The organism is Sutcliffiella sp. FSL R7-0096, from assembly GCF_038595065.1.
Lineage (GTDB): Bacteria > Bacillota > Bacilli > Bacillales > Bacillaceae_I > Sutcliffiella_A.
On sequence record NZ_CP152003.1, the window covers coordinates 4,346,358 to 4,366,353 of the forward strand.

Annotated in this window: 27 protein-coding genes and 1 pseudogene; 4 read left to right on the plus strand and 24 right to left on the minus strand. The window is 42.8% G+C overall.

Annotation, left to right across the window (positions count from 1 at the left end):
* Positions 1 to 376: 376 nt before the first annotated feature.
* The 23 genes and pseudogenes from secA to MKY77_RS22335 all read right to left on the minus strand — a co-directional run bounded on the left by secA (position 377) and on the right by MKY77_RS22335 (position 17,232).
* Positions 377 to 2,887 carry a preprotein translocase subunit SecA gene (secA, locus tag MKY77_RS22225; protein ID WP_339147853.1) on the minus strand — a complete coding sequence of 837 codons (2,511 nt, stop codon included), beginning with the start codon at positions 2,885 to 2,887 and terminating at the stop codon, positions 377 to 379.
* Between the two features lie 222 nt (positions 2,888 to 3,109).
* A complete protein-coding gene (gene raiA, locus MKY77_RS22230; protein WP_237663027.1) occupies positions 3,110 to 3,670 on the minus strand; it encodes a ribosome-associated translation inhibitor RaiA in 561 nt (186 codons plus the stop codon).
* A gap of 464 nt (positions 3,671 to 4,134) precedes the next feature.
* Entirely contained in the window at positions 4,135 to 4,521 is a 387-nt protein-coding gene (locus MKY77_RS22235) for a hypothetical protein (RefSeq protein ID WP_339147854.1), read from the minus strand.
* Positions 4,522 to 4,530: 9 nt separating this feature from the next.
* Entirely contained in the window at positions 4,531 to 4,884 is a 354-nt protein-coding gene (locus MKY77_RS22240) for a hypothetical protein (RefSeq protein WP_339147855.1), read from the minus strand.
* Positions 4,884 to 5,285: a flagellar export chaperone FliS gene (gene fliS, locus MKY77_RS22245; RefSeq protein WP_339147856.1), complete on the minus strand. Its 402-nt coding sequence runs from the start codon at positions 5,283 to 5,285 to the stop codon at positions 4,884 to 4,886. The genes MKY77_RS22240 and fliS overlap by 1 nt, the downstream gene beginning before the upstream one ends.
* A 19-nt stretch (positions 5,286 to 5,304) precedes the next feature.
* The gene (locus tag MKY77_RS22250; RefSeq protein WP_339147857.1) at positions 5,305 to 6,813 is read right to left on the minus strand and encodes a flagellar hook-associated protein 2; all 1,509 of its coding nucleotides are present in this window, start codon (positions 6,811 to 6,813) and stop codon (positions 5,305 to 5,307) included.
* Between the two features lie 12 nt (positions 6,814 to 6,825).
* On the minus strand, positions 6,826 to 7,155 hold the full coding sequence (gene flaG / locus MKY77_RS22255) for a flagellar protein FlaG (protein WP_342515477.1): 330 nt from the start codon (positions 7,153 to 7,155) through the stop codon (positions 6,826 to 6,828).
* A gap of 177 nt (positions 7,156 to 7,332) precedes the next feature.
* A pseudogene (locus MKY77_RS22260) lies at positions 7,333 to 7,446 on the minus strand (flagellin); the annotation flags it as partial.
* 336 nt (positions 7,447 to 7,782) lie between these two features.
* On the minus strand, positions 7,783 to 8,544 hold the full coding sequence (locus MKY77_RS22265) for a flagellin (protein ID WP_339147859.1): 762 nt from the start codon (positions 8,542 to 8,544) through the stop codon (positions 7,783 to 7,785).
* A gap of 173 nt (positions 8,545 to 8,717) precedes the next feature.
* Positions 8,718 to 8,945: a carbon storage regulator CsrA gene (gene csrA, locus MKY77_RS22270; RefSeq protein WP_339147860.1), complete on the minus strand. Its 228-nt coding sequence runs from the start codon at positions 8,943 to 8,945 to the stop codon at positions 8,718 to 8,720.
* A gap of 15 nt (positions 8,946 to 8,960) precedes the next feature.
* The gene (gene fliW, locus MKY77_RS22275) at positions 8,961 to 9,398 is read right to left on the minus strand and encodes a flagellar assembly protein FliW (protein ID WP_339147861.1); all 438 of its coding nucleotides are present in this window, start codon (positions 9,396 to 9,398) and stop codon (positions 8,961 to 8,963) included.
* A gap of 12 nt (positions 9,399 to 9,410) precedes the next feature.
* A complete protein-coding gene (locus MKY77_RS22280; protein ID WP_339147862.1) occupies positions 9,411 to 10,004 on the minus strand; it encodes a DUF6470 family protein in 594 nt (197 codons plus the stop codon).
* A 258-nt stretch (positions 10,005 to 10,262) separates the two neighbouring features.
* Positions 10,263 to 11,141, minus strand: coding sequence for a flagellar hook-associated protein FlgL (flgL, locus tag MKY77_RS22285; RefSeq protein ID WP_339147863.1), 879 nt, complete (start codon positions 11,139 to 11,141; stop codon positions 10,263 to 10,265).
* A 10-nt stretch (positions 11,142 to 11,151) separates the two neighbouring features.
* Complete coding sequence (gene flgK / locus MKY77_RS22290) at positions 11,152 to 13,014, minus strand: flagellar hook-associated protein FlgK (RefSeq protein WP_339147864.1); 1,863 nt, start codon at positions 13,012 to 13,014, stop codon at positions 11,152 to 11,154.
* An 11-nt stretch (positions 13,015 to 13,025) separates the two neighbouring features.
* Positions 13,026 to 13,490 (minus strand): flagellar protein FlgN, encoded by a 465-nt coding sequence (locus MKY77_RS22295; RefSeq protein WP_339147865.1) that lies wholly within the window; start codon positions 13,488 to 13,490, stop codon positions 13,026 to 13,028.
* Positions 13,491 to 13,686: 196 nt separating this feature from the next.
* Positions 13,687 to 13,950 carry a flagellar biosynthesis anti-sigma factor FlgM gene (gene flgM / locus MKY77_RS22300; RefSeq protein WP_237663015.1) on the minus strand — a complete coding sequence of 88 codons (264 nt, stop codon included), beginning with the start codon at positions 13,948 to 13,950 and terminating at the stop codon, positions 13,687 to 13,689.
* A gap of 63 nt (positions 13,951 to 14,013) precedes the next feature.
* Positions 14,014 to 14,430: a TIGR03826 family flagellar region protein gene (locus MKY77_RS22305; RefSeq protein ID WP_339147866.1), complete on the minus strand. Its 417-nt coding sequence runs from the start codon at positions 14,428 to 14,430 to the stop codon at positions 14,014 to 14,016.
* 61 nt (positions 14,431 to 14,491) lie between these two features.
* Positions 14,492 to 15,208, minus strand: a complete 717-nt coding sequence (locus tag MKY77_RS22310) for a ComF family protein (protein WP_339147867.1) — start codon at positions 15,206 to 15,208, stop codon at positions 14,492 to 14,494.
* Positions 15,201 to 16,178: a helicase-related protein gene (locus MKY77_RS22315; protein ID WP_342515478.1), complete on the minus strand. Its 978-nt coding sequence runs from the start codon at positions 16,176 to 16,178 to the stop codon at positions 15,201 to 15,203. Before MKY77_RS22315 ends, MKY77_RS22310 begins: the two co-directional genes overlap by 8 nt.
* A gap of 6 nt (positions 16,179 to 16,184) precedes the next feature.
* A complete protein-coding gene (locus tag MKY77_RS22320) occupies positions 16,185 to 16,412 on the minus strand; it encodes a hypothetical protein (RefSeq protein WP_342515479.1) in 228 nt (75 codons plus the stop codon).
* Positions 16,403 to 16,687, minus strand: coding sequence for a hypothetical protein (locus MKY77_RS22325; RefSeq protein ID WP_342515480.1), 285 nt, complete (start codon positions 16,685 to 16,687; stop codon positions 16,403 to 16,405). Before MKY77_RS22325 ends, MKY77_RS22320 begins: the two co-directional genes overlap by 10 nt.
* A gap of 64 nt (positions 16,688 to 16,751) precedes the next feature.
* Entirely contained in the window at positions 16,752 to 17,117 is a 366-nt protein-coding gene (locus tag MKY77_RS22330; protein ID WP_342515481.1) for a hypothetical protein, read from the minus strand.
* Entirely contained in the window at positions 17,086 to 17,232 is a 147-nt protein-coding gene (locus tag MKY77_RS22335) for a hypothetical protein (RefSeq protein WP_342515482.1), read from the minus strand. The genes MKY77_RS22330 and MKY77_RS22335 overlap by 32 nt, the downstream gene beginning before the upstream one ends.
* Before the next feature lie 140 nt (positions 17,233 to 17,372).
* On the opposite strand from MKY77_RS22335, the gene MKY77_RS22340 reads away from it, so the two are divergent.
* Genes MKY77_RS22340 through MKY77_RS22355 form a run of 4 tightly spaced genes read left to right on the plus strand, consistent with a single transcriptional unit; the run spans position 17,373 to position 18,904 of the window.
* Positions 17,373 to 17,660: a helix-turn-helix transcriptional regulator gene (locus MKY77_RS22340; protein ID WP_342515483.1), complete on the plus strand. Its 288-nt coding sequence runs from the start codon at positions 17,373 to 17,375 to the stop codon at positions 17,658 to 17,660.
* Positions 17,657 to 17,866, plus strand: a complete 210-nt coding sequence (locus tag MKY77_RS22345) for a hypothetical protein (protein ID WP_342515484.1) — start codon at positions 17,657 to 17,659, stop codon at positions 17,864 to 17,866. The genes MKY77_RS22340 and MKY77_RS22345 overlap by 4 nt, the downstream gene beginning before the upstream one ends.
* Positions 17,850 to 18,365, plus strand: a complete 516-nt coding sequence (locus MKY77_RS22350) for a hypothetical protein (RefSeq protein WP_342515485.1) — start codon at positions 17,850 to 17,852, stop codon at positions 18,363 to 18,365. Before MKY77_RS22345 ends, MKY77_RS22350 begins: the two co-directional genes overlap by 17 nt.
* A gap of 20 nt (positions 18,366 to 18,385) precedes the next feature.
* Positions 18,386 to 18,904, plus strand: a complete 519-nt coding sequence (locus MKY77_RS22355) for a hypothetical protein (protein ID WP_339147625.1) — start codon at positions 18,386 to 18,388, stop codon at positions 18,902 to 18,904.
* Between the two features lie 169 nt (positions 18,905 to 19,073).
* On the opposite strand, the gene MKY77_RS22360 is transcribed toward MKY77_RS22355, so the two are convergent.
* Positions 19,074 to 19,970, minus strand: a complete 897-nt coding sequence (locus MKY77_RS22360; protein WP_339147626.1) for a hypothetical protein — start codon at positions 19,968 to 19,970, stop codon at positions 19,074 to 19,076.
* Positions 19,971 to 19,996 lie beyond the last annotated feature (26 nt).

Sequence of the window (19,996 nt, forward strand, 5' to 3'; positions counted from 1 at the left end):
TGAAGAATCATTTTGTGCGTGTTAACTTTCCTGAGATAGCTTTTTCAAAAGTTAATTTCAAATTGAAACGCTGTAGCCCATGGGAAACTTGAATTTTCATTTTTGATTAATCAATCGTTTGTTTAAAAATTACTATGCCAGCAAAGGGAAACCTTCTAAAAGTGACAAAAACATGAGAAAATCCCCACTATCCTGCCATAGCATTCTCAAAAGTTAATCTTAAAGTTAACGGCTGTACCCTTTGGGAATCCTAACTTTCCATTTTCATTTATACCAACGTTTGTTTAAAAAGAGCTATCGTACCAAAATGGCACCTAGCCTTAAACAAGCAAAAAGCGGGGCCAAAATAGCCCCACTTCCACTCTCAAAACCGCCATTACTTCCCGCAGCAGTTTTTATATTTCTTTCCGCTACCACAGATGCAAGCATCATTGCGGCCAACGTCCATCACTTTTTTCACTGGTTTTTTCTTTGGAGGCTCGCCGCCACTTTCTTTTGGAACGACTGCCTGACCTTTGGCTACTTCTTCACGTTGAAGGTTGTTGCGGATCTGTGCTTTCATCACATATTTCGCTACATCTTCTTCGATAGCAGCAATCATGTTTTCAAACATCGCAAATCCTTCGAACTGATACTCACGAAGCGGATCGATCTGACCGTATGCACGTAAGTGGATACCTTGACGAAGCTGATCCATCGCGTCGATATGATCCATCCACTTGCTGTCCACCGCACGCAGCACGACAACCTTTTCGAACTCACGCATCTGTTCTGCGGAAAGCTCCTGCTCCTTCTCGTCATAACGAGCTTTCACTTTTTCTACGATAAGCTCAGAGATTTCCTCAGGCTCTTTACCCCGCAGGTCGTTAAGTGTTACCGCTCCTTCTTCTAACAGATTAGCGTCTACATAGTCAACGATTCCCTGCAGGTTCCAATCCTCCGGAACCTCCTCTTTTGGAGTATAAAGTCCAACTTGACGCTCAATTGCGGAAACAAGCATTCTTTCCACCACTTCACGCAAGTTCTCGGAATCCAACACTTCGAATCGTTGCTTGTAAATAACTTCACGTTGTTGACGAAGAACATCGTCATATTGTAGAAGTTGCTTACGAGCATCAAAGTTGTTGCCTTCCACACGTTTCTGGGCTGATTCCACAGCACGAGAAACCATTTTACTTTGGATAGGCTGGGTATCATCCATACCTAAACGTTCCATCATCGTTTTCATGTTGTCCGAACCAAAGCGGCGCATCAATTCATCTTCCATGGAAAGGTAGAATTGCGTCACACCAGGGTCTCCTTGACGACCGGAACGTCCACGAAGCTGGTTATCAATACGGCGGGATTCATGTCGCTCTGTACCGATAACAGCTAGTCCGCCTACTTCTTTTACACCTTCGCCGAGCTTGATATCTGTACCACGACCGGCCATGTTCGTCGCAATCGTAACAGATCCCTTTTGACCTGCGCCAAGGATGATATCCGCTTCACGCGCATGGTTTTTCGCATTCAACACGTCATGCTTGATTCCGCGCTTCGTTAGAAGTTTCGAAATAACCTCAGATGTTTCAATCGCAACCGTACCCACAAGCACAGGTTGTCCGTTTTTATTACGCTCTGCGATATCATCCGCAACCGCATTGAATTTTCCTTCAATCGTTTTAAAGATAAGATCGGCACGGTCATCACGCACTATTTCCTGGTTTGTCGGAATCGCGATAACGTTCATATTGTATATGTTACGAAACTCCTCTTCCTCTGTTTTCGCCGTACCAGTCATTCCGGCAAGCTTTTCGTACATACGGAAGTAATTCTGGAATGTAATCGTTGCGAGCGTCATGCTCTCATTTTGGATATCCAAACCTTCTTTTGCTTCAATTGCTTGGTGTAATCCATCGGAATAGCGGCGACCTTTCATCAGACGACCAGTAAATTGGTCAACGATGACAACCTCGCCTTCCTGCACGACATAGTCCACATCATGATGCATGGTCACATGTGCTTTTAACGCCTGGTTGATATGGTGGTTCAAGGTAACATTGCCAATATCAAACAGGTTTTCAATGCCGAACGCTTTCTCGGACTTCGTAATCCCGTCCTCTGTCAGCTGCACACCTTTTGTTTTCACATCATACGTGTAGTCCACATCTTTTACTAATGTACGGGCAAACGCATTCGCTTGGATGTACAAGGCAGCAGACTTCTGGGCACTACCGGAAATGATCAATGGCGTACGCGCTTCATCAATCAAGATGGAGTCAACCTCATCAATTACTGCATAGTGAAGGGGACGCTGCACCATTTGCTCTTTATATAGGACCATATTGTCACGCAGGTAGTCGAATCCGAATTCATTGTTTGTACCATATGTGATATCCGCTTTGTAGGCTTCAATTTTTTCATCACGGGACAGTCCGTTTAGGTTCAAGCCGACAGTAAGGCCAAGGAACTCGTAAAGCTGACCCATTTCCGTCGCGTCACGGCTTGCCAAGTATTCATTGACTGTTACAACATGAACGCCTTTACCAGTAATAGCGTTCAGGTAAACAGGCATCGTTGCCGTCAACGTTTTACCTTCCCCCGTTTTCATCTCGGAAATGTTTCCTTCATGTAGGGAGACACCACCCATGAGCTGTACTTTATACGGATAAAGTCCGAGTACACGCTTGGACGCCTCGCGAACAACCGCAAATGCCTCGACCATCATATCATCGAGCTTTTCACCCTTCTGGTAACGGCCTTGAAATTCTGCCGTTTTCTCGCGAAGCTGTTCATCGGTCAGCCTTGCCACATCTTCACTTAGTGATTCTATCTGATCCGCCATTTTTTCAAGACGCTTCAGTTGACGCTTATTCATATCAAACACTTTATTCAATAAACCAAGCATACAAACGCTCCTCTGTAACTATAGTTTTATAGCCTAAATAATATATAAATTTTAACACTTATTGGGGGTTGGTACAACTTAAAGCAAGATTTGCAGACAGTCTTTTCTGAAAATAAACGGGAAATGACAAAATAATCAACGGTTCAACATTTCCCGAGAAATGTTGCTAGCCGAAAACGTCGAACAAATAGAAAAGGACCCTGCTGGCAGGGTCCCCTTTAATCAGTAAGACTCAATCAATCCATATTTCCCATCGTTGCGCTTATACACAACATTCGTTTCGTTTGTTGCCGCGTTCAGGAATACGAAGAAATTATGTCCCAGCAGGTTCATCTGCAGGATTGCTTCCTCACTGTCCATCGGTTTCAAGTTGTAGCGCTTCGTACGAACCAAATCTGCTTCGTCCTCTTCATCCTCCACTGCTACATGGGCTGGTGCGCCATTATCAATTACTTCGTTGAATAAGTATTTAGGTGAACCTGTATCGCGAAGCTTACGGTTGACCTTTGTTTTATGTTTTCGTATTTGTCGCTCTAGTTTATCTACGACAAGGTCTATCGCTGCATAGAGATCATCGTGACTTTCTTCTGCACGTAACACTAGGCCTGTCATAGGGATGGTTACTTCAATTTTTTGTTGGTTGTTGTAGACTTTCAGATTTACTTTGCATTCTGCATTGTCTGTGGAATCAAAATAGCGTTCAATCTTTCCGATCTTATTTTCTACATAATCTCGGATTGCTGGAGTTACCTCAATGTTTTCACCGCGTACGTTGTACTTCATAAACGAACTCCTCCTTTTGTTCCTGTTTGGACTTTTCTTACGCCCAAACAATCTGCCTACATATTCCCTTCTAAAAGAAGGGTTAAGCTTTATTAAGCTTATGTAAACATATTTCTACAATACCCTACAGAATTCCTGCCTAAACGTAAAAGAAATGTTAAGAATTTGTGAAGGTTTGAGTTTAGCTTGGTCTTTGTGGGGTGAAACAAGTATATGCGAGGTTATGGAAAAACTTTCTTAAAAATCGGGGGCAACATTTAACTCCCTGTTTCCTTTCATTCCAGACGTTCGCTTTTCGAGGGGCGCTGCTTGAGCCTCCTCACTTCGTTGCGGGGTCTCAAGCTACCGCTCTCTCCATTCGGAGTCTCACGTCTTGCACTTCAGTCAACAGGGGGGAATTGCAACCTCAGATATTCACCCTTTCCCCATAAAGAAATAAAAAACCCTCCTAAGTTGGTGGAGGGTTAGTGGGTGATGCGGGGGAGGATGTGGTGTTGTATTTGGTTCTTCCAGTTTTCGTATGCTGGTTTGAAATAGGTTTCTAAGGCTTCTTTTTCAGGAATGGTGTTTTGATCGAAATGGCCGATTTGTTCGAGCTCATCTAAGAGGGTGCTATATTGAGCAATCACCTGAAGGACTTCCCCGTTCTTTTCAAAGAGAGTAACGAGTTTTACGTGCACTTCTGCAATTTTCCCAATCGCCTCGTGGCTGTCCAGCACGACTTGGCGTGTCACAGGTGTGGAGGCGTTACGGTTTTCGTCACTCAAATACTCAAAAGCTTCTTCTATCGTTTCCAGTAGGGCATTATATTTCTTAAGTAAGACAAATTCACCTTCTTTCAAAGCTGCCATACTCTACACCTAGTTTCTTTTATCATAATACATCCCGTCTGCTGTGGGAGAGCTGTAGGCTTGACCATATGCCTTGACAGTCTTTTTGGACTGCTGAATTTGTCCCCACTCCTGCTTTAACTGTTTGTGAAAGCCCTCAAGCTTTGGAGTGACCTGCTGGCTTGCTAGGGCCACCTTTTTTCCCAGTGCCATCTCTGCTTCCGAAAAAGGAGGAACAAGGCGTTGTAGTAAAGAGTCCCTAATCTGTAACGCTTTATCAATCTCTTCCAAAAACGCATCTCGGTTATCCTCTGAAGGTAAAGGGCCATCTAGTAATGCCAATAGATGCGTCGTTACTTTATCCAGGTTCTCGACAACGTTCATTACGCTTGGCCACCTTGCGTAAACGCCTGCTGGCGATTCAATTGAATTACCTGCTTCCAAGCATCGCGAAATTCCGTCATATGTCCTTCCACTTCTTCCACCATCGCAGAATCATTATTCATGTTCGCTTCAATAAGACGACGGTTCATATAGTCGTACATCGTCATCATCGATTTTCCGACATCTTGGCTAGTATCAAGGGTCACCATCAGTTCCTGAATGATTTTTTGCGCCTTGACAAGGTTAATATTTTTCAATTCTATATTCTTGTCTTCTATAGCTTTCTTGGCCAACTTCATAAACTTCAGAGAGCCATTATAAAGCATTAGCGTCAGCTCACCAGGGGTAGCGGTGTTGACCGAATTTTGTTGATAGGCTTGATAGGGATTCTTCATTGCCATTGTTGATCACTCCTTATTATCAGCCATTATAAAATTGACTCATTAATTGCATGGATTGTTGATTGGACTGTCCTATTGCTTTTTCCATCGCGGTAAATTGGCGCCAATAGCGTGCCTCTACCGTTTGCATCCGTTTCTCAAAATCCGAAATACGTTTGTCTACATTCATTAACTCGCGACCAATTGTGAACTGCTGTGCGGTACGACTTGTATTTCCTGCACGCGCTTCAATGCTTTGGACAGTTGCTGTTGCAGATTCACGTAATTTCCTGGCTATTCCTGTACCATTAGCTGTGAAGAGCTCCATAACCGAGTTAGAATCATTTTCTATTGCCGCTCTTAGCTTATCTTCATCAATTAGCAACTTTCCTTTGTCTCGGTAGTTAGCTCCTGTAGCGATTCCTATTTCAGAAAGTTGACTGAACGATCCAGTCACTCCACCAACTTTCTCATATAGACTCAATCGCATTTTGTTCAAACCAGAAGAAAGGATAGAGTCATTGCGTAACAAACCACTTCTTGCTTTCTCTTCCCACTGTTCAATCTGTTTTTCAGAAAGAGCTTCTCTTTCTTGATCTGATAATGGTTTATAATCACGGTATACTGGTTCCCCGATTTTCCCGTTTATTTTCTCTATTAATTCGTTATATTTTGTAATATAATCCTTGATGGCATTAAAGGTTTTGTCAGTGTCGTTCCTCACTGCTACTACAGCAGAATCCCCTTCCATATCCCCATGCAATGTAAAAGTTACACCATTTACGGAAAACGTGTTAGACTTCCTTGTTGTTTCTACTCCATTGATTTTCAATTTAGCGTCCGTACCCATTACTTCTTCGGGCGATCCGCCTAAATTTAGAGTATCAGTGAGGAAATCCCCATCAAAGTTAAAGGCTTTTCCTTCTGCCCCCACCAAGTTTCCAGCATTTTTTCTGGTCAGCATTAATTGACCATTCACTTCATCAAAAAAGGCAGTGACACCAATTTTTGACGTGCTTATTTTATTCATTAAATCATTCATCGTAGATGTTTGATTTATTTTAAAAGTATCCTGTATTTCATTTCCATCTGCATCAAAGGTTGTAATGGTAAAACTGTGTTCCTCTCCATCTCCTAATATGGCTGGTGGGGTAGAAAATTTATCTCGCTGATCCATAATACTTTTGCTAGGATCGAATTTTTCTCCTGTCCCATTCAAAATCTCCTTTGAATGAATAGAGGCAGGAGTAGCAACTTTGACATCTGAAATGGTATAGGTAACGTTTGCTGCAGTCGAGGAAGCTGTCGCAGTTACCTTGTCATTACTAGATGTTACTTGCTTTTGTGAATAAGTCCGTTGAAGAGTCATATCAAAAGAAAGATTACGAAAATCATTCAATAGTCTATTAGTTTCGCGGTAATCATCACGCTTCCACTCCAACAGCTGCTTCTGCTGTGTAAGTTTATTCATGGGCATTCGCTGGGCTTTCATCAAATCAGCTACCATCTGATTAATATCCAACCCACTCTGAAATCCAGTTAAGCGCATCTCTTTCACCACCTAAATCTTTTTATCGACAAATAACCCCATATATTCGGTCATTGCTGCATACATATCCAAAAACTTTTTGGAAGGAATCTCCCGTATTACTTCCTCAGTGGCAACATCCACCACCGTCACATAATATTCGTTTAACTCATCATGCAGCTCAAAACGGACAGACACATTCATTGGTTTTATAAAATCATTCATGCCTTCCACAATCGTCTCCATTTGACGCCTGCTTTGTTCAGGATGAGTTTGCTTTGTTTCCTTGATTGAAACATCTACTTTTGTGGATACTGTACCTAGTGATTGCGTTCTAGTTGTAGAGTCTAAGATGATAGCCATTGGCGAAATATGCATACGGGTCCCCTCCGCGAAAATGTTAATTCTAGTAGTATTATCGGTAGGAAGAAAAATAAATAAAGAGGGTTTAGTAGAAAATTATCTTAATGTGAGTTATAGTTAGACGTTTGGAATAGAAAAGAGACCCTATATAATTTAGAGTCTCTCCTAAAAGGATTATTAACGAAGAAGTTGTAATACTCCTTGTGGTTGTTGATTTGCTTGAGCTAGCATAGCTTGAGATGCTTGTGCAAGAATAGAATTTTTGGTTTGTTCCATCATTTCTTTCGCCATCGTGCGAACATTTACTTTCATAAATGACTAGACTATATCTTCACCCATTTTAAGGGGTCGGGCACTTCGGATTCACAGTGCTGATGGACACTGTTTCACCTACGGATTTCATCATCATAACTTTCGCCTTAGATGGTTTATCCTAGTCGTTGAACCTTCTCCATCCTTTCGGAACAGGAGCTTGGCTGCTGATTGCCAAATCTTTTCTTTTTTCAGACCGTCACGCCTGTCGTTTCCAACTACGTTGTGGAAAGAAAAGCTCTCATGGGTTTCCAGCAATTCACCCGATAATAATCACTAACCGTTACCAGTTAGGACGACTGTACTTAGTGCTACTTAGGCAACTAAAGCATAATCAACGTCACGGATACGAGATTCCGCAGCAGTTAGGTTTTCAGAAGATGTGTTTAGGTTGTTTATCGCATACTCAATACGGTTTTGGTAAGATCCTAAGTTTGATCTTTCCGCAGAAACTAATTTAATTGCATCATTAATTGTTGTAATAGCAGCAGTTGCAGTCGCACTATCGGATGAAATATCTATTGCATCTGCTGTTTCATCATCTCCAGTTGCAATACTTAGTCCAGTCCCCCCGGTCATGTCTGCAATTGACAATGTGATTGTCTGATCTTCATTTGCTCCTAACTGAAAAGTAAAGGAACCATCTGTATTTGGACCGCCAGCACCAGTAAGTAATTCTTGCCCATTGAATTGTGTATCTTTTGCAATTCTATTAATGTCCTTTGCAAGTTGATTTGCTTCTTCTTGGATTGCTTCACGGTCCTCTGTAGTATTTGTATCGTTAGAAGCCTGTACTGCCAATTCTCTCATTCGCTGAAGCATAGAATGTGTTTCATTCAATGCACCTTCAGCCGTTTGAATCAAAGATACGCCGTCCTGACCATTACGAGCTGCTTGGTCTAATCCGCGAATTTGTCCACGCATTTTTTCTGAAATTGACAGTCCTGCTGCATCGTCCCCAGCACGGTTAATACGTAAACCAGAAGACAATTTTTCCATAGACTTCATTTGACCTGCAGTAGCACTGTTCAATTGACGGTGTGTGTTCATAGCAGCGATATTGTGATTAATTCTCATTACAATTTTCCTCCTTGAGTTGTCGCCGATTTCACGTCCTTGTGTAATCGGTGTTGAATTTGCAAATAGGGCAAAAGTCGGCCGCCTTTCGATTCTATTTGCTTACATATTTTATATCGACCGTACTCGACAACTGTTAATAGGGATAGATAGAATTTTTCACAAAAATTATATTAGTTTTTTAGTTGGTGGCTCAAAGCCTGCAGAAGATCAAGAGAGGAATTGGACGCTGCGTTGTTTTCCTCTTGGATAGAAAGATAGATTTCTTTTCTATGTATCTCTATGTGCTTTGGTGCTTGTATGCCAAGTTTCACTTGATCGCCATTGATACCAAGGACCGTAATTTCGAGGTCATCCCCGATTTTTATGGCTTCATCTTTTTTGCGAGTTAAAACTAGCAAATGGTCTCCTCCTCCCTATTTAGCTACCGCTTCCGGAAACAGATTGTGTTTCGTTTGATAAGGACTGCCTGTTAGAATCACTTGTTTTCCAATCTTCTTTTTAACATTCACCACAATAGGCGCCTGCAGGTTGGCAGTTGTGAGGTGAAATGGGTCTGCCATTGTCAGAACCATATAGACAGTCACTTCTTCAGCAGAATCCAACTCGAGAACATCCACCGCTTGGTTCTCTAGGTCGAAATCATAATCTGGATAGAACGCAAAAGGATTAGCCAAAACAAATCCAAGCACGGGTGTCTGTACCGACTGTAAAATATGAAACGTCCCTTCCTCCGTAAAAGGGATCACCGTAAATTCCTTCTCCTCTAAAAACCCTGGCAAGCCATTCGGGAACCTTAGCACTTCTTCTTCCTGTACCTCTATTAAACCATGGTACTTCGTTTCTATTTTCATCTTCTCACAACCTTATATTTTTTGTTCGTAGCCGCCTGTACCGACATACCGCAAATTCTCAAAATCTATATCAAGTGAGGAGTAATTAGCCATATTGACCTGTGTGTTTCCCGGTGTATACTCATGCACTGGCTTATTTATCACTACATCTATAACAGGCTTACGCTCCTGCCACTGAATATCCAAAGAACCAGGCTCATAATTAATTTTCACACTAAAATGGGAAGGAATCCAGCCAATATTGAATTCTTTTGGAGGACCTTCACTATTCCGCTTCGCCTGACGGACAATTGCGCCACCACCATGTTCAATTCTCATCATTTCATTTCCGTCCTGTACAACGCGTGTTAGCCCCGCAAGCCATTCCTGCCGCCCAAGTTGCGCCGCTTCCTCAGTCCTCCTGGCAACACTCTTCAAATCCATATCCTCTCTAGCCTGCGTCTGATCAATCGTCAACCTCCCCGGCGTCCGCTGCATCATCAACTCTGCCTTCGGTTGCTCCATACTAAGTTCGGCCCTAGGTTGCTGGATTTGTTGTACCGGTTTCTGAATCTGCAACTCAGTCTGAGCAAAAGTCGACTGCAACCGTATCTGTGGAAATAACATGTAATCACCCATCTCTTAAAAGGTTTTTGTCTCGATCTAGAAAGATATCATAGGTGTGGATTGCAGCAAATGGCGTAGACTCCAGCGGGGGAGCTGCAATGTTGAGACCCCCTGAAGCTTTGTGAGGAGGCTCAAGGTCGCCCCGCGGAAAGCAAAGCCATTTTCGGAAAGGAACAGCGGTGCGGTGCTAATTCCAAAATAAAAACTGCCCCGGAAACAACTGCCCCCCAGACAGATCTCTCCAAGACAGTTCGTCCCCTACCGTAGAAAATCCAACAACGAAGGCTGAATCACACGCGCTCCCACACCAAGCGAAGCACGGTGCACACTTTCCTGCATCGTCAAATTCGTAATCACTTTCTCAATATCCGCATCCTCATTATCGGACAGGATTCGTGTCGCTACCACTTCTTGATAACCAATGCGGTTGTCCACCATTTCAAGACGGTTATAGCGAGCTCCTAACTCAGAACGCTCCGCAGAAATCGCATCCGCAGCTTTGTCAAAACGTCCCATCAAACTCTTCAACGCATCCGTATCACTAGATTCAAGTGCCGATTGAAGGCCATTCCAAATCTCTATCATATCTTTATTAAAAACATTATCAGCATTGATGTTTGATTGCAGCTTAATTCCACGGGATACCTCCACCTCGAATGGAGAGTTTTCCATGCTTACAGACATAGGATCGTTTGCATCCGTAATTCTCGGCTTATCAATCGCAGTACCGTTAAAAATGTACTTCCCGGCAACCTGTGTATTTGCAACCTGTACGAAATCGTGCTTCAACTGCTCAATTTCTTTTGCCATCGCCTGGCGGTCTTCCGGTGAGTAAGTATCATTGGATCCCTGAACCACCAACTCGCGAGCACGGTGCATCACACTTTGCACGTGGTCCAACGCCGCTTCGGAATTTTCCATCCATGCATATGATTCACTCAGGTTACGTTTGTATTGTTCAAGTTCCGTCAAATTCGTACGATAATACATCCCTTTCATCGCCACGACCGGGTCGTCGGATGGCCGGGAGATTTTCTTGCCTGTGGAGAGTTGTTCCATCAACTTACCCATTTTCCCATAGCTTGTACTTAATTGTCGCAGTGAGTTCTGCGTCAGCATGCTTTGTGTGACACGCATTTATCTACACCTACCTTCCGCCTAATCCTAATCCGTTAATGATTCTATCTAAAAGTTCGTCCGTTAATGTAATCATTCTTGCCGATGCATTGTAAGCATGCTGGAACTGAATCATGTTGGTCATTTCCTCGTCCAAGGATACACCGCTGACCGATTGGCGACGTTGATCAACAGACAATCGCAATGTTTCACTATTGTAGGAGAGTCGGTTTGCTTCCTGGGCATCAACCGCCAATCCTCCAATTACACTTTCGTAATAGTTTTGGAAGGTTGTAGAAACACCGTTCAACTGAAGTGTCCGGGCTTTTACTTCTGCCAATGCAATGGCATTGCTTCCGTCACCTACACGGCCACCGACTTCACCGGTCTTCGGGATATCAACCGCAATGAAATTCCCTTTTGAAACGTCTTCCAAGCGGACTTTACTCAAGTCAAAATTGACAGAAGGATTGCCAGCCGAATCGACAAACTCTCCCGACAATCCTGCACCAAGGTCTTCTAAAGTGGAAAAACTTCCAGAAGTCATTAATTCCTGTTTCGGAGACTTTGCTGCATCATAGACAGTGTATGTAAATTGCTGGACCCCATCAGCATCTACTGTCGACTGCACGGTAACAGACACATTTCCCACTCCGTTATAGCCATGGAACTCACCCGATGTGATGATACCCTTGTTGTAGCCGGAAGCAGCGATATTGTCCAACGACTGGACGATATCCGCTGATACCGTGAAAAGTTTTGCCGCATTTTTTATATTACCAGCTACTATATTTGTATTTTTAAATTCAAAGAACTTAAACGCAGTGTGCTCACCTGTTTCCATGCTCGAGATGCTCCACCCGGATTCATGTACCCTATTGATCTCCTGTGCGAATTCAAACGCCAAGGTATCGAGGTGATTAAGCATGTCAGGGTAAAGACCCTTTTCTGTATTTCCGTCCATAAATCCGTAAGAATCAATAAGACCTCGAAGCTTGCCGGATGACTGCATGCTACCGATCCCGAAGCTCGTATCTCCGAGTCTGAAGCCATCCACGAGACCGGTATCCGCTCGATACTCCAAGGAAAGCCTGTTGACTCTATTGCTTGTCGCATCGACCAGCGTGCCAATTTTACGGCCGGAGTCATCCACCATTTCAATGGTATACTTCCCTTCCGCCAGGGGACTTGCACTACCACCGGTCCCAACTTTTGATACCTTGATATTGACCAGCTGAGAAAGCTCATCTACCAGGCGATCGCGTTCATCATATAGATCGTTGGCAAGATAACCATGCGGTTCCAAATCTCCAATCTGTTTGTTGATATTGTTAATTTGTTGGCTCAGTGCGTTGACTTGCTTTTCCGTGACATCCATTTCATTTTTCATGTCCCCTTGAACCGAACTAAGTGAATCCGATAAAAACCGAAATGTTTCCGCAACAGCTAATCCGCGCTGTCTTACAACCGAACGTGCCCCTGCATTCGTCGGGTTAACTGCTAGATCTTGAAACGCCTGCCAAAAACGGTCCAACGTAGTGGAAAGACCAGTTTCGGATGGCTCATTCATGATTTCCTCCATCTTCTGCAGGGAGCCTGCGCGCGCTTCCCAATAGCCAAGCTTATTGTTTTCACCACGATACTGGATATCCAGGAAACTCTCCCGCACACGCTGGATACTGCCCGCCTCTACCCCTGTCCCCATTTGCCCGGGTATTTGCGGACGGTTCATGGAAGCTGGTGGATATGGTTCTGTTTGGACAAAATTGACCCGTTGTCTGGTATATCCTGGGGTATTGGCGTTGGCAATATTATGCCCGACCGTTTGAAGGGCAGTTTGCTGGGTAACCAGGCCTCGCCTTGCTACTTCGAGACTATGAAATGTTGAACGCATGGGTGTTCCTCCTAAGCTTTTGAATCGAACAGAGAGCGCGCAGGTGCACTAACGCTTTTCTTCGTGTTCACAGGTTTTTCGTAATTTAGCGCATTAGGTTGCGGGTTAAGGGTGTTTATCGTCATGGTGACAAATTGCAGGGATTGTTCAAGTAACAGTTGATTGAGCTCGTTTTGCTTTTGGATGTTTGCAATGGTTTCAGCTAATTTGTCTTTCAAGGTAATTAGTTCAACCTTTTCGCCCGGTGAACACATTTCAATTAGATCGGTCACCGTTTTACCATCGGATAGGGTCGCACGTTGCTTTTCTAGTTGAACAATCGCGCGAGTGTATTGCTTCTCTTCTCTTGTAATCTCTTGGAGCTCATCTACCTTGTTCGCCTTTACAACCTTTTCTTTCCGTACAGTCACTTCATAAAGGTAAGTATGCAAGGTGAGCATTTTTTCTAGTATCGTGATAATTGTTGGAATGGACATAGGTTCTCCTTATTTCAAGGCTCTGTTAAACACCACTGTTGTTTTTCGCACTAGGCTTCGCTTTCCGCGGGGCGGTGCTTGAGCCTCCTCCCAACGCTTCAGGGGTCTCAACCTACCGCTACCTCCCGCGAGTCTCCACCTTGTGCTACAATCAACAGCTAGGATTCTTATAATGCTTCTACATGCTCTAACAGCCCTATTTATTAAAATAAAAATCTATCATCTTACTAGCAACAGCCTTAGGGTCTACCTTGTAGGTGCCGTTTTCCACAGAAACCTTAAGCTTTGCGATTTTTTCCTGTCGTGCCTCTGCAAATTGGGAACGCTCCTGCATTTCTTTTGCTTTACTGGAGATTTCCACCTGATCGCTCTTTGCCTGATTAGGCGTCTGAACCTGCTGTTGTTTCATATGATTCTTATAGGGGTTGACTCCTGAAGGACCAATATTATTAATCTTCATTGTTATCCCTTCCTTTTCGAACAGTTTATCTATCTATGAATATCGGCACAGATTAACGAATGTTTATAGGAATTTCTTATCAATTGCATGGTAGGTTCTTCCTTCGCTCCGGATTACCCGCTGTCTTTCTTCTTCACGGTCCAATTGCGAAAGTTGTCCCTGGATATCTTTTTTACAACCAATACACAGCTTATCCTCTCTAATCATCCTACCACAACGGTCGCACGGATACCCCAAATTTGGAAATTGGGTCAGCTGGATGCGGCCTTTACAGATGAACTTGAGGATCAACGACTCTGCCACGCCCGTATTTTCCACGACTTGGTCCAAGCTTGCCATTCTGTTATCTCGTTGTCGGATGTACTTGTATACAGTCTGATACTGAACTTCCTCTTCTTTATAACATGCTTCACACACTTCCCTGAAAGCATTTTTTACATAAATCTCTCCACAGTTTGGACAATTATCGAGCTGGGACATGAGGCAACTTCCTTTCGAGCAAAAGTTTCTTACTTTTTATATCGTAAAGGAAGCAAAAAAGTTAACTGCGAACTAAGGTGAGCGAAAAAATATCGGTCGCCCCTGCCTCTAGCAGGACTTTTGCGGCCATTCGTAAAGTCGTTCCGGTTGTGTAAATATCGTCGATCAGAAGTACACTTTTCCCTTTGACCTTTTGGGGTGCGGTGACGTAAAAAGGATTCTCTTGCTGCAGTCGTGACCTGCGTTCTTTTTTGGACTGCTTAACAGAGTCCGTTTTTGCTAGGGGTTCAGTTATTTTACTTGGAGCTAAAAGGTGTGCTAAAAGCAGGGACTGGTTGAACCCCCGCTCATAAAGGCGTTTTAGCCCTAAGGGAATAGGAACCAGTATACACTGCTCTTTTTTGAATTCCTCTTCATACATTTTCCGAAAATCCCTATAAAAAGCTTTTGCAATGATCGCATCCCCTCTAAATTTGTATAGCGCCAACGTTTCCTTCATGTATTTGTTATAGGCAAAAACAGAACGATTCATCTTTAGCATTCCAGCTGTCTCATCATCACTTTCCCACCTGTGGCAATCAAAGCAGATATCCCCATGCCGATTTTCCACCGGGACCTCCTCCCAAACCCTGCCACATATCCTGCATAACTTACCGCTGATTTTCTGAAAAGCTTGCTCACAAGATTCACATACTTTTTCTGGCTTGCTAATACCTAAGAATTCACCCCATCCAAATGAGCGAGCCACCTCGTCCTGACAGATCAAACAGTTACTCATCAAGATATCCCCCCGTCTTCGCTCGATAGTTCATACGCCTGATTTGATCAATTGCGGCTACCATCTCACGTGTCCTACCGTAATGAAAAAACCTCACATCCCCTTCCGGATGCTGACTACTTCGGCCAGCCCTGCCTGCAATTTGCACGAGGGCACTTTCCGTAAACAGATTGTCCTCCGCTCCAAGTACACCAACTTGAACATCTGATACCGTAACTCCTCGCTCCAGTATAGTGGTCGTCACCAAAACTTTTACCTTTCCCTCCCGGAAATCAGCCACCTTTTCTTTTCGTTTCTTATCTTTGGCATGAACCCCAGCCACAAGCTCTCCATAATCCTTTTGTAGGATAACGACAATCCGTTCGAGCAGATCAATAGTAGGAACAAAAAGAAAAGTGGGTCGGTTTGCCGCATGGTGCTTTCGGACCCAATAAAGCACATTCCCAGGAAGCCTGTTTTTCTTCACCCTTTTTTCCCAGTCCCCACACCACTCCATGAATGGGACCGGTAAAAGGTGCTGGTGATACCTCGCGGGAATGATGACAGAAGAAAGCTTGCCTGAATGTACTGCACGCTGCATTTTCTTAGAAGGAGTTGCACTCAGATAAATAGTGCTCCCTCCTTCTGTCTGAGCTTGTCTCGCTGCATATTCCAACGCAGGGTCGACCGAATATGGGAAAGCATCCACTTCATCAATAATGATGGTATCAAAGGCGCTGTAGTAACGAAGTAGCTGATGGGTCGTTGCGATGGTAAGCGGAGAGTTCTTCGTTCTGTCCTCACTGCCTCCATACAGGGTGGCAATCTCCATTTCCGGAAACACCTGTTGGAGACGAGGAGACAGTTCTAGGGCAACATCGGTACGCGGCGTAGCGATGCATACCCGCTTGCCTTGGGTCAAAGCTTTTTCTATTCCTTTAAAAAGAACCTCTGTTTTTCCCGCACCACAAGTGACCAGTAATGAATACATAATTTTCTACCTCACGTCAATTTGACGCCCGCATTTCGTACACTCAAATAAATCCTCCTGGATCTCCAAGTGATGTTTAAGTTTCCGGCAAGTTTGGCATGATAGTGTTACAAGGCGTCCAGGGCTTTTCGTTCCCCCGACCAACATATTTTCCTGGACGTCTTCCTTATTCCTAAATATACATACTGCAAATGACGTCACAAGAACACCAGTTACCAGGCTTACTACCTCCATGAAGACGTCTCTCCTTTCAACATGTATGTGACGTTCGGTGCGTCATGTTTCTTAACCGGTAACACTCTGTACGCCTCATAGACACCAAACTCATTCTGCAGCTGTTCCACCATCAAGGTGTCATCCAGGCACCTCTCCAAGATCAGTCCGGCCAAGGTGGTAGGTTTCTTATTACAAGCTGTAGCCAACCTGTTCAAATTCTTTAAGTAACTATTACTCAATGATACTCCAACTCTATTTATCTTCTTATTGCCTAACCCCTTCCCTTCTATCACACTCATAACCTCCTTAAATGTCATTACCAATTGACAATGGCAACCGTGTTACAGTGTAACTAGGTCACCCGGGGAGGAAGAGGCTAATCCCCCCGCGATTTTTAACCTCTATTCTTCTCCCCTGCCCTTGGGACTCTAAGACGGGAGCAGGGACGTCAACAGGCTTCATTTGCCCGTATATCTCGGCATTTTGTTCTAGCCAATACTTAGCCTCCCTCATGGACCATTTAGGCTCCGGAAGAGGGACGTCAACCCTCTCCTCCTGCTCATAAAAGTATGGCTTCATCAGCTGGTGAAATTGTGGAGAATAGGCAGCCGTAAATAATGCAGCTCTAATAATTTGATTGCGATCCAGGGACGTCACCTTAAATACGTCATCAACATACTTCCTGAAGACGTCATGATACCTTACTGTTGGACGGTACACCATTAGAGGACGTCACCTCCTCCACCATTTCTAAAAGCAATGAGTGCCCTTCAGACGTCAGAAATACGTCTGTACGCGCCAATAAGACTTCTGCCAACTCTTTAGTCATGCTTAACAATAAAACCGCCTCCTTGGGGTCATTTTGGCGCCCTTTTGACGCCTTTAATAAAACTTATGTAGGTGAACTAAAAATATGTCTTGTTTACTTAACTTTTTTATTCTTTGATTCACTAACGATTAGAGGAATTATTTTAAAGAATGTGGAATGATACAAATGGAGGTGTCGTGATGCCTATTAAAGGATTCACTTGTAATCTAAGAGTGATATTAGCCGAAGAGAAGACGAGAAACCCAGCCTTTACTCAGAAGAGGCTTGCAGAGAAAATAGGATTAAGCAGGACTGCTCTTAATGCCCTGGTAAATGAAAACACCTTACCAAGCTTTGAGACAGCTTATGCAATAGCAACTGAACTAAATCGACCAATTGAACGAATTTGGGTGAAATTCGATAATAGAGTCGAAGACCAGGAGAATGATAGTGTATGAGTAAACAGCGAATTGAAGTAGGAGACACCATTCGAAACTCCGAAAATGGTTTAATTGGAGTTTTAAAAAAAGAAGTTGATAGAAAGAATTATTATGTTGAGGGTTATCATGAATATGCTGGTAAGTGGCAAACAGCAGGGGGATCTTTAAGCGACTATCAGAAATGGGATTTGTACCAGAAAGGTGAGAATGATAACATTACATAATATTAACAAACGAGGTGTTTATATGTCAGTTGAAAATTTACTACCTGCATTGCATACGTTCACTCTAAGAAATCCAAATAACAAACAAGATTTCCTTATTAATTTAAAAGAAATGGATGGACAATGTCTTGAGGTCAAGTTTGATTTATCCGGGTTGGACAAGCTTGTAAACCCAATAACCGGAAAAAGAGTGCCATTTTATCTTTATTTGTTTTTATTTCATCAAAAGGGTGGGAAAGAAGTTGAAATATTATCATCCGCCAGTTTTTATTGCGATGAAAATAAGCTTGAGATTGGAAACCTAGGGATGGAAACTCCTTTAAAACTTCCTGAAGATATTGAATCACTAATCGGTGATTTTACTAACAACTTTTTCAGTATTGAACTTCTATATTCGCCAAAAGAGCTTGAAGATGGATCAGACTTAAACCTATTATTAAATAATCCGGAAAGCAGACTCTTCAAATCAAAAGTAGCAATTATTTCGGAGGAATATTAATGTCCAGGTCAATTTTTCAAATGGAACAGTCCAAAAGGTTTAATCGTAAAGTTGTTCCTTTGTTACCAAGGAATGATATAATAAACAACAAGAAGTACACTCCATATAATATCCCCTTAACTTCATTTCAAGAAGTAGCAAGCGGAAAAGACTCTTTTCAAGAGGGTGAAGAAATGAAAAATGAACAGGAATATACAGGTATATTATTTGAAGAACTAAAGCGAGATATTAGAGAACGTGAAGAACGATCAAGGAGAGAAATAAGCGAACGAGAAGAGCGTTTCTTAAAGCAAATGGAGCAATTTTCAAAAGATGCAAAAGAACGTGAAGATCGTTATCGAGAAGAAGCAAAAGAACGTGAACTAAGAATTTCACAATCTATTGAAACTTTACAAACTGAATTCAAGGAAACAAAAAAGGATCTTGTGGATACTTCCAGGTATATTAAAACCCTTTCCATTACTTCTATTATTGCTCTAGTAACAACTGGAGTTGCGATTGCAGGTGTAGCAATAACAATATTTATGACTATAAAATAGAAAAAGCCCCTCCGATTAAGGAAGGGCTTTTAATTTACATCTTTTCCAATTTAATATTATTCGCGCTAATTAAGATTGATTTTTCCATTACCTTTACCTTTGTTTTAGACTGATTATCTTTAGATACGACCTCAAATGTTGCCACTAGAATCCCCTCCTTTATAATTTTTCACAAAGATCTATAAAACTTACCCATCGCCTCAGCAGCTTCGTAACGATCTTTCCCGGTTAACTCCACAAACTTGTTCCCTTTAAGACCTTCTTTAGATCCCCCGCAAACGAGAATTTCCTTTGCTACTTGGACTTGAGTTGCAGTAGTTCTTAGAAAAATTGGTACTTTCAACTTTCCTGCAATAAGCTCTGCAGAAGGGAAATCAGAATACTGATTAATGACAATTGCTTTCTCTAACATAAATGGTTCCTCCTTTTTAGGTGGTACTGGTTTAGGTGTGGGCTTTGGTTTAGCCGGAGCCGGATTAATCGGAATTACCCCGTGTGTCATGTCCAGAAGTACTTTGTAGTAAGATGCCCTCGTCACCATTGGAGCAGGACAGTTTTTCCCTGTTACGTCATAATGACGTACAAAACGGTTATATGTGTCTTTCAACTGAGGGAAGCGTTTTTGTAACATTTGATGGACCAATGCAGTTCTTTTAAGTGTATTGGGATGAATAGATCCATCACTTTCCTGACACATTTCTACACTTATAGTTAAAAGGTTTGCGTTACCCCCTGGATATTGAGGGCTTGTCGCACGTAAGGTGGATAATAACGGTCCTTGTCGTCTATCGTTTGCTTGGAAACACACTTCATCCAGAGGAACAAGTTCTAAAGCCTCAACCTTGTCTACAAATATATGTGCGCTGGCATACCTTTTCTTATCTTCTGGTTGTTTATCATTTAGATCAGGTAATGAGCTATCGAAATAGGTAAAGTGGTTAGCTGCGGAAGCCCCATGATTTGCAGTAGCGTGGTCAATAACCGCTTGGACCCTGAGTAGTTTAATTCCTGGTCTTGTAGTAGGATGTCTACGGATGTGCCTCTTTTTATAATTCAAAGTAACCATAAAGATCTCTCCTTTCAAAATGAAAA

Excerpts from the sequence above, each read along its gene's own strand:
- flgL (WP_339147863.1), bottom strand. The coding sequence starts at position 11,141 with ATGCGTGTCACACAAAGCATGCTGACGCAGAACTCACTGCGACAATTA.
- MKY77_RS22355 (WP_339147625.1), top strand. The coding sequence starts at position 18,386 with ATGGAACAGTCCAAAAGGTTTAATCGTAAAGTTGTTCCTTTGTTACCA.
- MKY77_RS22240 (WP_339147855.1), bottom strand. The coding sequence starts at position 4,884 with ATGAACGTTGTCGAGAACCTGGATAAAGTAACGACGCATCTATTGGCA.
- MKY77_RS22320 (WP_342515479.1), bottom strand. The coding sequence starts at position 16,412 with ATGGAGGTAGTAAGCCTGGTAACTGGTGTTCTTGTGACGTCATTTGCA.
- MKY77_RS22340 (WP_342515483.1), top strand. The coding sequence starts at position 17,373 with ATGTGGAATGATACAAATGGAGGTGTCGTGATGCCTATTAAAGGATTC.
- MKY77_RS22250 (WP_339147857.1), bottom strand. The coding sequence starts at position 6,813 with ATGCGCTTAACTGGATTTCAGAGTGGGTTGGATATTAATCAGATGGTA.
- fliS (WP_339147856.1), bottom strand. The coding sequence starts at position 5,285 with ATGGCAATGAAGAATCCCTATCAAGCCTATCAACAAAATTCGGTCAAC.
- MKY77_RS22235 (WP_339147854.1), bottom strand. The coding sequence starts at position 4,521 with ATGGCAGCTTTGAAAGAAGGTGAATTTGTCTTACTTAAGAAATATAAT.
- MKY77_RS22330 (WP_342515481.1), bottom strand. The coding sequence starts at position 17,117 with ATGGTGTACCGTCCAACAGTAAGGTATCATGACGTCTTCAGGAAGTAT.
- raiA (WP_237663027.1), bottom strand. The coding sequence starts at position 3,670 with ATGAAGTACAACGTACGCGGTGAAAACATTGAGGTAACTCCAGCAATC.
- MKY77_RS22350 (WP_342515485.1), top strand. The coding sequence starts at position 17,850 with ATGATAACATTACATAATATTAACAAACGAGGTGTTTATATGTCAGTT.
- MKY77_RS22310 (WP_339147867.1), bottom strand. The coding sequence starts at position 15,208 with ATGAGTAACTGTTTGATCTGTCAGGACGAGGTGGCTCGCTCATTTGGA.
- MKY77_RS22345 (WP_342515484.1), top strand. The coding sequence starts at position 17,657 with ATGAGTAAACAGCGAATTGAAGTAGGAGACACCATTCGAAACTCCGAA.
- flgM (WP_237663015.1), bottom strand. The coding sequence starts at position 13,950 with ATGAAGATTAATAATATTGGTCCTTCAGGAGTCAACCCCTATAAGAAT.
- MKY77_RS22315 (WP_342515478.1), bottom strand. The coding sequence starts at position 16,178 with ATGTATTCATTACTGGTCACTTGTGGTGCGGGAAAAACAGAGGTTCTT.
- MKY77_RS22305 (WP_339147866.1), bottom strand. The coding sequence starts at position 14,430 with ATGTCCCAGCTCGATAATTGTCCAAACTGTGGAGAGATTTATGTAAAA.
- flgK (WP_339147864.1), bottom strand. The coding sequence starts at position 13,014 with ATGCGTTCAACATTTCATAGTCTCGAAGTAGCAAGGCGAGGCCTGGTT.
- MKY77_RS22360 (WP_339147626.1), bottom strand. The coding sequence starts at position 19,970 with ATGGTTACTTTGAATTATAAAAAGAGGCACATCCGTAGACATCCTACT.
- MKY77_RS22280 (WP_339147862.1), bottom strand. The coding sequence starts at position 10,004 with ATGTTATTTCCACAGATACGGTTGCAGTCGACTTTTGCTCAGACTGAG.
- secA (WP_339147853.1), bottom strand. The coding sequence starts at position 2,887 with ATGCTTGGTTTATTGAATAAAGTGTTTGATATGAATAAGCGTCAACTG.
- flaG (WP_342515477.1), bottom strand. The coding sequence starts at position 7,155 with ATGGCTATCATCTTAGACTCTACAACTAGAACGCAATCACTAGGTACA.
- fliW (WP_339147861.1), bottom strand. The coding sequence starts at position 9,398 with ATGAAAATAGAAACGAAGTACCATGGTTTAATAGAGGTACAGGAAGAA.
- MKY77_RS22295 (WP_339147865.1), bottom strand. The coding sequence starts at position 13,490 with ATGTCCATTCCAACAATTATCACGATACTAGAAAAAATGCTCACCTTG.
- MKY77_RS22265 (WP_339147859.1), bottom strand. The coding sequence starts at position 8,544 with ATGAGAATTAATCACAATATCGCTGCTATGAACACACACCGTCAATTG.